Here is a 12,359-nt window from a genome sequence, read left to right on the forward strand (position 1 = left end):
CGGTCGCGTGCCCGATGCCTCCGGACGCCGGTCTCTCATGAAGCGCCGACACGGGCAGCGGAGGCCCTCGGAGATGTCACCGGGATCCGGCCCGGCAACCGTTCCCGGTACGCGGGCGAAGAGGAAAGGGTCGGATCGATGTCCTACGGAACCGCACCGCTGATGTCCCACGGAACCGCACCGCTGAGGATTCCGCCGTTCTACTGCCCGGTGCCGCCCTCGCTGCACCCCGAGGTGGAGCTGATCTCCCACCGGGCCATCGACTGGCTGCGCGGATACGGGCTCTTCCCCACTCCGCAGGGGCTGGCCTATCTGCGGGGCAGCCACTTCCCCGAGATGGCGTGCCGGTTCTTCCCCGACGGGGACACCGACCGGGTCCAGGTCATGGCCGACTTCGTCCAGTGGACCCTCTACGACGACGTGGCCGTCGACGGGAACGACTTCCCCGGCCTGAGGGCCGGAGAGGGGAGCGGCACGGCCCCGCGGATCACCTCCGCCGGGCAGCTCGCGGAGGTGGCGGGAAAGCTGCTCCGCATGCTGGAGGTCCCGGGGGCGGACCTCCTGCCGCCCGACCCCTGGGTCGAGTCCCTGATGGCCGTCCGCGACCGCATCGCGCTCCTCGCCACACCCGCGCAGACCCAGCGGTGGATCGCCGCCGTCAGGGAATACCTCCTGGCCACGTGCTGGAAACGGGACCTGCACCACCGGCGGCGGCTGCCCTCCCTGGCCGACTACCTCACCCTGCGCACCCCCGACGGCGGCGTCCAGATGTACGTGGCCATGTCCGAGATCATCGGCGGCTACCGGCTGACCGACGACGACCTCGCCCGGCCCGAGGTCCGCGCGCTCAAGGAGATGGCCTGCGCGGTCATCGCCTGGGACAACGACCTGTTCTCCCACTACAAGGAGACCCTCACCGAATCCCCCTGCATCAACCTGATCGACGTCATCGCCGCCGAGCGCCGGTGCCCGGCGCAGGCCGCGGTCACCGAGGCCGTGGCCCTGCGCGACCGGGTCATGCTCCGCTACACGCACCTCGCCGACAGCGTCCTGCCCTCCCTCGACGCGTCCCAGCGACGCTACGTCACCGACCTCGGCCGGTGCATCGCGGCGAACATCGACATGTCGGCCGGGAGCCTGCGGTACATCAACCCCCTCAACGGGCCCCCGGACGTGACCCCCTGGGCCGACTTCCACCCGGTGCGCACGGACACCCCCTCCACCACCGACCCCCGCCCGCTGCCCTACTCCGACCTCGCCGCGTGGTGGTAGCCCCGCCAGGGACGGACGTCCCACCACCAGGTGACCCCGGGAACGGGGGCGGCGTCCGAGAACGCGGGCGCTTGGTCGTGCATCGGGTGGTCCTTTCCGGCCCGAAGCCGATCACCGGCGTGCGCACACGCGCAGCCGCAGGCCGCCGGGCGCGAGGGTGGCGCCCAGCCGGGGCCGGGGTGGCCCGGCGCCGAGCGGTTCGAGGTCCCAGGCCGTGACGACGGCGCGCAGCGCGGCGGCGAGTTCGAGCACGGCGAACCGGTGGCCCACGCAGGAGCGCGGTCCGCCGCCGAAGGTGAGGAAGGTGCCTGGTTCGGGCGTCCCGCCGGTCCACCGGTCGGGGCGGAAGGCGTGCGGGTCGGGGAAGTGCGCGGCGTCGCGGTGCAGGGGGTAGGGGCTGTAGGCGACGGTGGCGCCCTTCTCCAGCGGGATGCCGTCCAGGGCCGTGTGCTCGGTGACGGTGCGGGTGAGCAGCCAGGCCGGCGGGTACAGTCGCAGGGCTTCGAGGACGACCCGGTGGCACAGCGAGCCGTCGTCGTGGCCGGGGCGGTCCGCCGCGCGTTCCTCCTGCCCGGTGAGTTCCGCGCGCAGGTCCCGTTGTACCCGCGGGTGGTGTGCGAGCAGGTGGAACGTCCAGGCCAGGGCGGTCGCGCTGGTCTCCGTTCCGGCGGCCAGGAACGTCGCGGCGTGATCGATGAGCTCGGTGCCGCTCAGGCGCCCGCGCCGGTCCTCGGAGTCCTGCGCGACGATCAGGCTCGCGAGCAGGTCCGGTTCCTCCGCGTCGAGGAGGCGGCCGCGCCGTTCCTCGACGGCGTCCGCGATGGTGGTGCGCAGGCCGGCGATGGCATCCCGGTAGTGCCGGTTGGCGGGGAGCGGCAGGCGGCCCGCCCCGGGCGGCAGCAGCATCTGCAGGGGCACGCCGGCGACCCAGGTCTCGATGTCGGACACCGCGGCGTCGAGGCGCTCCTCGGTGAGCGAGACCGAGAACAGGGTGCGCAGCGCGAGACGGGTGGTGTAGGCCATCGTCGCGGCCATGACGTCGACGCGCTGTCCGTCGCTCCAGGAGTCCGCCAGGCGTTCGGCCTCCGCGCGCATCACCGGCCGGTAGCGGCGCAGCTGCTCGTCGCGGAAGGCCGGCTGCACCAGTCGCCGCAGGCGCCGGTGCCGGCCGTGCGGGCAGGTGGCGACGGCCTCGCCGAGGAGATCGCGCATCCGGTCGAAGAAGGGGCCGCCCTTGTCGAAGGTGCGGTCGTCCCTGAGCACCTGCTGGGCGAGGCCGGGGGTGCAGACCACGGACACGGGCACCGGTCCCAGGCGCAGCCGCGCCAGGTCGCCGCGGTGGGGCAGGCCGGCCAGGAAGCCGATCGGGTCGCGCAGCAGGGGCCAGGCGTCGCCGACGATCGGGAGGGTTCCGGGCATCTTCGCCTCCGGACGGGTCGTGACGAGGTGGTCAGGTGCCGTCGGGCGGCTTCCCGAGGTCGTCGAGGTAGCCGGGGCGTTCGGCCGGGATGATGTGCGCGGCGGTGTAGCGGCCGGCCTGCTGGGCCCAGTCGTGGACTCCCCGGACCAGGGAGCGCAGGGCGTCGTGGCGGTACCGGTCCAGGAGGTCCCGTTCCACCGCCGTGAGCTCCAGGCGGTCGCACTCCCGTGGAAGCCGTTCTTCCAGGGCGGTGAACTCCTCGACGCGGTCGGCGCGCATCCTGCCGACCTCCTCGATGGCCGCGTCACGGGAGAGTCCCCGTTCGCGGCGCAGGACGAGGACGAGGTTGTGCGGGTCGCCGCGCGCCTCCTCCTTCTCCAGGGAGACCAGGTCGTTGTCCAGGATGACGAAATCGGCGACGAGCCGGCGCATGGCCGCCACGGGAGCGCTGGTGAACGCCCGCTGCGGGACCTCGTAGTGCCCGGCCCGCTCCGCCATGTCGAGGGTCGGCTGCACCCCGATCGAGCGGCGGCGCTCCGGCAGGTAGTCCGCCTCGGTCGGCGGTTCGTCGCGGCTGCGACGGCGGGCCTCCGCCACGTAACTCTCGAGGTACTGGTGCCAGTGCCGCTCGGCCCGGCTGCGCCAGCGATCGGACATGCCGTGGCGGGAACGTGCCCACACATCGGCGAAGGCCGCCACGATCGGGGCCCGCGGCCGCCCGTCCGGCTGCTCCGCCGGGTGCCGCAGGACGTCCCGCACCGCGTCGACCAGGGCCTGTGCCTGGACCGGGTCGTCGCCCCGCGGACCGTCGAACTGGTCGTCGAACAGGAAGAACCAGCTCTGCTGTTCGATGGCGAGGTCCAGTCCCTCGCCCGTGGCGGCCGGGTGGAAGCGGACTCCCAACTCCGTGTAGCCGCCGTTGCGGTGGCGCCGCACCGCCTCGGGGGAGCGCAGCAGGCCGAAGTCGAGCAGCCACCGCATCTCCTCGTCGGCGACCCGGGCGGCGTCGGGGTTGACCCGGGCCGGGAACGGTATGTGCATGGGGGTGTCCTGCGGCATGGCGGCTCCTCCCGCAGGCCGCATCACCTCGCGGACGAGGGCGCGCGGTGCGCGGCGGGCGATGACCTTCGCACACCATCCAGCCAAGCATCACGGGCCGGATCCCGCCAGGGAGATCCCGTCCGGGCCCCGGGCCGTCGTGGATCGCGCCCGTCCGCTCGCCGGGGCGGGTCCTCGGCGCCGGCCGGGCACGTTCCGGCGATCAGCCCAGGGCGGGAGCCCACCAGCCCCGTGCGACGGTGTAGGGCAGCGGCTCGTCGCCGCTGTCCGAGGGCCGCTCGGCGAAACGGGCGGCGCGTCGGGTGGTGGCGTGGGCGGTGTAGCGGGGGGCGCTCGCCCCCCAGTCGAGGGTGCCTCGGACGGTGTGGGCGAGGCAGTCCAGGTACTGGCGCAGTTCGTCCCCCGCGCGAGCGCGGACCCGGTCGCGGAGCCGGAGGAAGCGCAGGGTGACCCGGTCGCGCAGGGCGACCGCGCGGCGCAGGGCCTCGGCGTGGTCGATGTGGTCCTGGCGCATCAGCACGGTCGTGATGGTCTGGTCCTGCTCGGCGGCGCGGGCCTCCTTGGCCAGGGACTGCAGGTCGTTGTCGAGGCCGCCGATGAAGAACATCATCTCGGTGAGCGCCTTGACCGCGGGGTCGTGGAAGTCTCCGTCGGTGAGCTCCTGCGCGTGCACGAAATCGAAGACGGCGACGACGGGGCCGCCGCCGATGGTGTGCTGGCGGTTGAGGAGGTAGTCGTCCACGGAGGGGATGATCCCCTGCCGGAAGTTGGCCATCTGCCAGGCGACCGCGAGGAACCAGGCGCGGTGTCCCTCGCTGAAGCGGCGCATCTGGGTGTCGGTGGCGCCGAGCCGGATCATGTCCCGGGCGATGCCGTGCAGGGCCGTGGTGAAGACGTCTCCGGTCCCGGCGTCCTGCCCCGGGTGTTCGAGCATGTGGAGGAGATATCCCGCTCTGCGCAGGAAGTCCGCCGGACGCCGGGAGGCGTCGGCGCTGTCGCAGTGCACGTCGTCGAAGTGGAATCCCCAGTAGGTCCACCGCACCGCCAGCCGCAGGCGTTCCTCGACGGCGTCGGGTGTGAGGCGGGAGAACCACTCGGCGGACCGGCTCGCGACGATCCGCCCACGCTCCCCCGGCCCGGTCGGCAGGGCGACACCGTCGGCCCAGGCGATCGCGTCGCGTTCGATGGCCTCCGTACGAGGATGGATCGCCGAAGGGATCGGGCAGTACACGGGCGGCAGCGTGAACAGGTCGTCCCGCGTTCCGGGAACCCGAGGGGCGGTCATCGTCTCGGGCGGACGTGACGGGCAGGGACAGAGGCAGGGGCAGGGGCATGGGCAGACAGGCGCCGGCACCGGCCGGCCACGTCCAAGCCGGCCCCGGGCGCGTGCACGACCGGGACCACCGGGTCCTTCGCCTGCTCGATCATCGCCAGGGCGTTCACCACCACCCCATTCTCCTCGCCGGGCCGGGCCTTCGCCCGCCCACGAAGGCGGCGCGCACCGAGGCCCGCCGGACGCCGGGGGCGGCCTCGCCGCGCCCTGTCCGCGCCTTGCCCGAGCCCTCCCACAGCCGTGCCCGGCCGACCGACGCGAACCGAGCGGGAGCGCGCTCGGCCCCGGCCCACCGCCGTCTGCGACCGGCCTCCCAACTCGCCGGAACCACAGCGCGGTTCGCTTCACGGCGCGGCCACCCCGGCGGCATCAGGTGTTCCACCGGAACGGCACCGGCAAGTCGGCGTTCGGCCTGTCGGCCGCCACCTCGACCCGGCACAATCACCGGTATGACGATCACCACCGGTGCGCCGCCCAGGCGCAACCCGCCGGTCGCCCTCGCCCGCGGATTCCTCACGGGCGCCGTGCTGGGAGGATCGCTCGCCGCACTGGTCGTCGGCATCGCCCTCGCCGACCGGCCGCTGATCGTCGCCGCCCTGATCGCGCCCTGCGCCCACGGCCTGCTGCTCCTGTTCGCCGCCCGGCGGCGACGGGCCCGGGAGGAGGCCGACGCCCCGCGGACGGCACTCGCGCTGGTCGAGGCCCTGCACCCCGACCAGGTCCCGACGAGCGACGTGCCGGTGCGCTTCGAGCTCACCGTCGTGCCGGACGGACAGCCCGCGTTCAGGGTCGCGTTCACCCAGGACATCAACGTCGTCGACCTCCCCGACTACCGCCCGGGCGGCGTCCTGGTCGTCCGGTACCCGCCGGAGCGGCCGTGGCGGGTACGGATCGTGAAGCGGCCCACCCCGGTGTGGGAGGAACGGGCCCTCGGCGCGCGGATCGACTCCGTGCCCGGCGCCGCCGACGTGACCGAGCCCCCCAGGGGCGCCGGCGCCGGGCTCCTCGGCGTCCTCGGCCTGCTGCTCGCCGCCACGGCCGTCGTCCTCGCGTTCCGCGCGGACCTGTTCGCGCCGCAGGCCGCCCGCCCGCCGCGCCCGACGCCGTCGCCCACCACGTGGTCGACCTCCTCGGGGTCGGCCACGGTGGTGACCAACGGGTCCGGCACCATCCTGCTCAGCCCCGGCAGGTCCTTCCTCCAGGGCGACGAACTGCGGCGCGGCGTCGCCTCGTTGACGAAGGACGGCGAGGCAGGCCCGGTGACCGTCCTGCACGTGCGGGAGGGGATGCTGACGGTGGCGTACGCCACCGCCGACACGGCGGACCACGGGTTCGACGCGACGGCGCTGCCCTTCGAACGGCTCCCCGCCCTGGTCGAGGAGGCCGGGACCACCCTCGGCGTGCGCACCCCGCAGACCTGGGGCATCACCGTCACACGGCTCACCAGGACCGTCACCATCGCGATCAGTGTGACCGGGCCCGAGGGCACCGCCGTGCTGGAGACGGACGACCACGGCAAGGAACTGCGGCGCACCTCGCCGCACTGACCACTGACCACCGGCCACGGGCAACCGGGCAACCGGGCATGGACCACGGACAGAGAGCGGGCGGCGGATGGGTGTGTGGGACGGGGTCCTGGCGCTGTGGTGCGGGGTGTTCGGCTTCCTCGCGCTGGCCGGGTACGGCCGGTCGTTGGCCGGCGCGAGCGCGGCACAGCGGACGGTCCGGACGACGGGACGGATCGAACGGGTGCGCCGGCCCCGGGACGGCGGTTCCGCGGCGGACGGCATAGACGTGGTCGTCGGCTTCCGGGACCCGTCCACCGGCGAGGAGTTCACCGTCACCAACGACGGCGACTGCGGCGACCGGATCACCGCGGCCTGGGTGGGCCGGGAGATCGGGGTGCGCTACCCGCCCGGGCGGGCGCACGCGTTCCGGTTCACCGACGACCTCCAGGCGGGCCGGCGGGGACTCGCCCTGCCCAACAGCGCGCTGTCCATGGTCTACGCCGGGCTGGTGGTCCTCGCCTCGATCCACTGGGGCTGGCCGTGGGCCCTGGTCGCGGTGGGCGGGCCGATCGCCGTCGCCGCCGCGTTCGCCCTGCCGGGGGAGCGGGACCTCGGCCGGAAGCGGCTCGCAGCGCTCACCGCCGTGCGGCCCGTGGCGGGCCGGGTCGTCGCCGTCCTCACGACCGTCTCGCTCGACGCGGACGACGACCTCCGGACCAGCCGGACGCCCGTCGTCGCCTTCACCACCCACCAGGGCGTGGACGTCACCGCCTACTACCCGCCGGGGCTGCCTGACTCCGCCGTCGCGCGCGGCCAGGAGCTCACGATCCACTACTCGCCCGCGGATCCCGCCGTGTTCACGCCGGATATCGACGCCGCGCGGAAGTCCGGACGGGAGAACGCCGGCTGCACGGTCGCGGTCCTCGTCCTCACCGCGGCGGCGGCGCTCACGGGCGCGGCCCTGCTCCGGCTCCCGCTCTGAGGAAGGATCGGCTGGGGGACCGAGCCCGCGGGCTCGTCGAAGGAGCGTCACCCTCCCAGGAACCTGGGATGGTGACGCACGCCAGGCGACGGAAGGATCTCCTCGGCGGGAACGCCGGAGCACCCTCGGCGTCGTACCTGTCAGAGACCTGTCATTCCGGTGGCCGCCATCACGGCGGCCGCCGGGCCCGCCCGTGCTCCACGGTGCCCCGCTCTCGGACCTCGGTGACGTGGATGCGCCAGACCCCGCACGCTCCCCCTTCGGCCCCAGGAGTCCGCAGTGATCCGCCTCGCTTACCGCCGACGTGCCGTGACGCCCGTCGCCGTAGCGCTCTCCGCCCTCGTCTCGTTCGGCGTGCTCGGCGCCGGGACGGCCCGGGCGACCCCGCTTCCCAAGCCCCCGACGACCACCTGTGATCCCAGCGTCGAGCCGACGTGGGTGGACATCATGTCCTACCGGGTCGACCCGGTCATCACCGACTACCTGTCCCTGTACATCGCCGACGGGACGACCGGCCAGCGCACCGATTCGCTGACCAACACGGACTCGGTGACCACCACCGTCAACAACAGCACCGAGGTCGGCGCGAGCATCTCCCCCTTGTTCGTCAAGGTGGAGGCCAAGGTCGGCTTCTCCGTCATGAAGACCACGTCGAGCACCAAGACCTCCCAGATCACCACGACGTGGAACTTCAACAAGCCCGGTAAGTACGGCGTCTACCGGGGCACCCGCAAGGTGCAGGGCGAGTGGGTCAAGTACCTCTGCGCCGAGACCAGCCCGACCACCGGCGTGTGGATCAACGCGCTCAGCGGCGGTGTCGGCACCTTCACCACGTTCGAGCCCCCGGAGATCGGCACTGTCTCGTGCACGACGCAGGAGCCCGCCGGCACATTGCGGCGGGCTGTCCAGATACGACTGAGCTGCTGACCGGGCCATGGAACACACCGAGGAGAACGGCATGACCAGCAACACGGCGCACCCCGTCCGCCGACCCGCCGCGCGTTCGGCGGGCGCCGCCCGTGCGGTGGCCCGGGCCGTTCGGACGGCCGTCGCCACCGTCGCCGCAGTGGTCCTGCTCGCGGCGCCGGCGGTGGCGGACACCGGGGCCGGGACCGGAGCCGGTCCGGTCGGAGCGCCCCGGGCCCTCTCCGGTCACGACTGGAAGGGCTGGATCTGCGACGGGTACTTCCGGATCAACACGCCCACCGCGGGCATGGTCCTGGAGTACGACGTCGCGTCCGACAACAAGGCGGTGCTCCAACGGCCGTGGAGGGGCGCGGACACCCAGCAGTGGGAGGTCTGCCACTGGCCCGGCCCGTTGGAGACCGCCGACTACATCCTGAAGTCCAAGGTGGGCGGCGATTGCGTCACCCTCTGGGGCAGCTACCAGCAGGAGGGCTACTGGTTCTCCGTCTTCGACTGCGAGCGCTCCCTCGGACAGAACCAGAAGTTCTGGATCTCGCGCGACCCGGGATCCGACAAGGTGATGTTCCAGGTGCTGCACAGCGGCATGTGGATGGCGATCCAGGGCCCGTTCGCGGGGAACGGCTCGCACGTCAGCCAGTACCTGAACCGCGCCACCGCCTTCTCCCTCCAGGGGATCTGACCGACGGCGACAGCCCGCGTCAACCCGGGCGGCTCCGCCGCACGCTCCCGGCACCACCCTCGCCGTAGCGGCCTCCGGGGTGGTGCCGGGGCGAAGCGCCGAAGCCTCTTCGGCCCGCGCGGCGGTCTCCCGCTCGCGCTCCTCCGGGCGTACCGGCACCGCCCCCGGGGTCGGGCCCCGGGGCGCGGACGAGGGGCCGGGCGGGCTGCCGGACGAAGTGTCAGGAGTGGGTGTCACACTGGAAGTTGTGGCGGAACAGTATCTTTCGGCGTTCGCGGTCGACGGCGACGCCCTGCTCGCACTGGCGGGCTGCGGGGACGAGAAGTTCGTACGGCGGGCGCTGGCGCGGATCGGGGAACCGGGCCGGAGGGAGGAACTGCCGCGGTGCGCCGACGCGGCGGCGGTGGAGCCCGTGCTTCGCGAGCTCGTCGACGGGCGCGTGGACGCCTCCCGGCCCTCGCGGTACACGCGGTTGCTGGAGCTGGTCGCCCCGCTCGTGGGCGAGCGGCTGGGGGCGGCGGTGCTGCCGGGGCGCGGCTGGGACGGCCTCGACGGGCCGCTGCGGGCCTGGGGCCTGCCCGCCCTGGCCGGCCGGTGGGGGCGCGGCTGGGCGTTCCCGTGGCGCGAGGCGTCCCGTGGGCCGTGGCCGTGGCCCTTCCCGGTGCTCGTCACGAAGGCCGAACTCGCCTCGGTCTGTGATGAGTTGCTGCTCTTCGACGCCGACCGGGCGGAGGACTTCCCGGGCGGGGGCGGCTGGGACGAGGACGACCTGGAGGAGGCTATCCGGTTGCTGGAGGAGTGCCTTCAGCCGTGGGCCGACGGCGCCCTCGCCCGCGGCCGCGACCTGCTCCTGTTGCGCGACGGCGGTCGGTGAGGCCCTGGCGCGGGGCTGGGCCGGCATGCCCGTGGGCGGCCGGGTGTGTCCCTGGCTGTTGTGCTCCTGCGCTCGAATGTAGTACTTCTTATACATGAGCGAGCAGGTGTACAACAGGCTGGCCGTTGTCAGAGCGGAGCGGAAGGTGTCGCGGCAGGCACTGGCGGAGGCCGTGGGTGTCCACTACCAGACCATCGGCTACATCGAGCGCGGCCAGTACAACCCCAGCCTCGACCTGGCCCTGAAAGTGGCCCGGTTCTTCGAGCTGCCGGTGGAGGCGCTGTTCTCCCTGGAGCCGATCCAGCCGCTCACCGACGAGGTCTACGGGAGGAAGCAGTGATGACCGCGACGCGCTACGACCGGCGGATGTACGCCGTGATGAACGACCGCCGGGCGGCCGCGGCCTACGCCACCGTGCCCCGGCGCCGGCTGCTGGTGGGCGCGCACGTCGCCCTCACCGTCGCGGGGGTCGGCGCCTGGATCGGCATGGTCTTCGGGTCGGGACTGGGCCCGGCAGCCGTGGTCGCCGCGGTGATGTTCCCGTGGGTCCTGCTCACCGGGCTGCTCAACGGCTCCACGCGTGGCCTCCTCGAACTGCGGGGCCGGATGCTCGACGAGCGTCAGCTGGCCGAACGCGACCGGGTGCGCGCTGTGGCGCACCGCGTCACTCTGGGGCTGCTCGTGGCCGCGGTGCTCGGCGCCGGCGGCTACGGCCTCCTGGCGGACGCGCCTGTGCGGGCGGCCGTGACCCCCGTCCTCATCGGTGTGCTCGCCGCGCACTGGATGATGCCGCTGTGGGTGGCGGGGCTGCGGGTGCGGGACGAACTGGTCGACGACGAATCCTGAGGCCGGCCGCCCCCGACGGTCAACCGGCCTTCGTCCGCCCCCTCTTGCTCGCATCCGGGGTCGCGGTAGGGATAGCCACAGGACGGATACGCCTGCTGGCCGGAATGTGGCACGAGGGTGACCGTCCGTAGCGTCGGTGCCATGAAACCCACACACCAGGCAGGCGGATTACGGTCCGCGCTTCGTCGGCTGAACGCCGGGGCAGCCCTGGCCGTCCTGGCCGCCGCGACCGTGACGACGGGGGCCGCGTCGGCGGACACGGCGCCCCCGAGCGATCGTGGACGGCTGGTCTCCGCTCACCGGACGACCACCCTGGCCACGAAGGAGGACGTCGCCGCGGCACTGGCCGCCGCCACGTACGACGCGAGCACCGTCCGGTTCGGAGTGGACACCTACCGACTGGTGTACCGGACCGTGGACCCCGGCGGCCGGCCGACCACCGCCAGCGGACTGCTGGTGCTGCCCCGGGGCGGCGAACACGAGCTGCGGACGGTGTCCTTCACCCACGGCACGACCAGCTACCGCGCCGACGCGCCCTCCTCCATGGTCAAGGCGGGGTTCGTGTCCTCGCCCGCCCTCACGTACGCCTCCGCCGGGTTCGCCGCCGTCGCCCCGGACTACCTCGGTCTGGGCGCCGGCCCGGGACCCCACCCCTGGATGGACGTGCCGTCGGAGACGACCGCCTCCCTGGACATGCTCCGGGCGGCCCGTGCCTTCGTTCCGAGCACGGGCCGCGCGCTGGGCCACGACGTACTGGTCACCGGGTTCTCCCAGGGCGCCTCGGCGGCGATGGGACTCGCCCGGACACTCCAAGCCGGTGACGACCGGTGGTTCCGGCTCCGGGCCGTCGCACCGGTCAGCGGCGGCTACGACTTCCGGCACGCCGAGCTGCCGGCCTTGCTCGGCGGCTCCCTCGAACCGAAGTCGAGCGTGCTGTACTCGGCCTACCTCCTGGTCGCGTGGAACCGGCTGCACCATCTGTACGACTCCCCGGGCGAGGTCTTCCAGGCACCGTACGACAGCACGATCGAGGCACTGTTCGACGGTTCGCACACCGGCCCGCAACTCTTCGCGGGCACGCCCGACACCATCGACGCACTGCTCACCCCACACGGCTTCGAGATGCTGCGCCACCCGACCGGCCGCCTGGCCAAGGCACTCCGGGTCGCCGACAGCACGTGCGACTGGGCACCAGGCGTCCCGGTCCGCCTGTACATGGCCGGCGGGGACGAGCAGGCGGCCAACGCCAACACCGGCCGTTGCGAGGCCATGCTGCGGTCGCACGGAGTGAGCGCGGCGGTCGTCGACCTCGGCACCCCGGACTTCGCCGGGTCCAGGCACCTCGGCTCCAACGTCGCCGGCGCGGCGGCCATCGTGCGCTGGTTCGGCCGACTGCCGTGAGAACCGTCGGCCTGTGCCCGCTCGCGGACCGGTGTGGCCGCCCACTGCCCGGTTCCCC

General features: G+C 73.3%; 12 protein-coding genes. 9 read left to right on the forward strand and 3 right to left on the reverse strand.

All coding sequences use genetic code 11. The annotated features are described in order from the left end of the window. The first annotated feature begins 138 nt into the window (after positions 1-138). Positions 139-1,272 carry a hypothetical protein gene (locus ACFRMQ_RS05105; protein WP_380727055.1) on the forward strand — a complete coding sequence of 378 codons (1,134 nt, stop codon included), beginning with the start codon at positions 139-141 and terminating at the stop codon, positions 1,270-1,272. A gap of 111 nt (positions 1,273-1,383) precedes the next feature. Here the strand turns inward: ACFRMQ_RS05105 and ACFRMQ_RS05110 are convergent, their stop codons facing one another. The 3 genes from ACFRMQ_RS05110 to ACFRMQ_RS05120 form a co-directional block, all read right to left on the reverse strand. Continuing rightward, the gene (locus tag ACFRMQ_RS05110; RefSeq protein WP_380727057.1) at positions 1,384-2,691 is read right to left on the reverse strand and encodes a cytochrome P450; all 1,308 of its coding nucleotides are present in this window, start codon (positions 2,689-2,691) and stop codon (positions 1,384-1,386) included. A 31-nt stretch (positions 2,692-2,722) separates the two neighbouring features. Further along, positions 2,723-3,751 carry a pentalenene synthase gene (locus tag ACFRMQ_RS05115; protein WP_380727059.1) on the reverse strand — a complete coding sequence of 343 codons (1,029 nt, stop codon included), beginning with the start codon at positions 3,749-3,751 and terminating at the stop codon, positions 2,723-2,725. A gap of 202 nt (positions 3,752-3,953) precedes the next feature. Further along, on the reverse strand, positions 3,954-4,982 hold the full coding sequence (locus tag ACFRMQ_RS05120; protein ID WP_380727061.1) for a terpene synthase family protein: 1,029 nt from the start codon (positions 4,980-4,982) through the stop codon (positions 3,954-3,956). A gap of 551 nt (positions 4,983-5,533) precedes the next feature. On the opposite strand from ACFRMQ_RS05120, the gene ACFRMQ_RS05125 reads away from it, so the two are divergent. The 8 genes from ACFRMQ_RS05125 (at position 5,534) to ACFRMQ_RS05160 (ending at position 12,301) form a co-directional block, all read left to right on the forward strand. Continuing rightward, positions 5,534-6,631: a hypothetical protein gene (locus ACFRMQ_RS05125; RefSeq protein WP_380727063.1), complete on the forward strand. Its 1,098-nt coding sequence runs from the start codon at positions 5,534-5,536 to the stop codon at positions 6,629-6,631. A 67-nt stretch (positions 6,632-6,698) separates the two neighbouring features. After that, positions 6,699-7,574, forward strand: a complete 876-nt coding sequence (locus ACFRMQ_RS05130) for a DUF3592 domain-containing protein (protein ID WP_380727065.1) — start codon at positions 6,699-6,701, stop codon at positions 7,572-7,574. Between the two features lie 279 nt (positions 7,575-7,853). After that, positions 7,854-8,501, forward strand: coding sequence for a hypothetical protein (locus tag ACFRMQ_RS05135; RefSeq protein ID WP_380727067.1), 648 nt, complete (start codon positions 7,854-7,856; stop codon positions 8,499-8,501). A 31-nt stretch (positions 8,502-8,532) separates the two neighbouring features. Then, entirely contained in the window at positions 8,533-9,180 is a 648-nt protein-coding gene (locus ACFRMQ_RS05140; RefSeq protein ID WP_380727069.1) for an RICIN domain-containing protein, read from the forward strand. Positions 9,181-9,427: 247 nt separating this feature from the next. Further along, complete coding sequence (locus ACFRMQ_RS05145; protein ID WP_380727071.1) at positions 9,428-10,054, forward strand: hypothetical protein; 627 nt, start codon at positions 9,428-9,430, stop codon at positions 10,052-10,054. 94 nt (positions 10,055-10,148) lie between these two features. Beyond that, positions 10,149-10,394, forward strand: coding sequence for a helix-turn-helix transcriptional regulator (locus ACFRMQ_RS05150; RefSeq protein ID WP_380727073.1), 246 nt, complete (start codon positions 10,149-10,151; stop codon positions 10,392-10,394). Next, positions 10,394-10,900, forward strand: coding sequence for a hypothetical protein (locus ACFRMQ_RS05155; protein ID WP_380727075.1), 507 nt, complete (start codon positions 10,394-10,396; stop codon positions 10,898-10,900). Before ACFRMQ_RS05150 ends, ACFRMQ_RS05155 begins: the two co-directional genes overlap by 1 nt. Before the next feature lie 141 nt (positions 10,901-11,041). Continuing rightward, positions 11,042-12,301 carry an alpha/beta hydrolase family protein gene (locus ACFRMQ_RS05160; protein ID WP_380727077.1) on the forward strand — a complete coding sequence of 420 codons (1,260 nt, stop codon included), beginning with the start codon at positions 11,042-11,044 and terminating at the stop codon, positions 12,299-12,301. Positions 12,302-12,359 lie beyond the last annotated feature (58 nt).

The organism is Kitasatospora sp. NPDC056783, from assembly GCF_042789895.1.
GTDB lineage: Bacteria > Actinomycetota > Actinomycetes > Streptomycetales > Streptomycetaceae > Kitasatospora.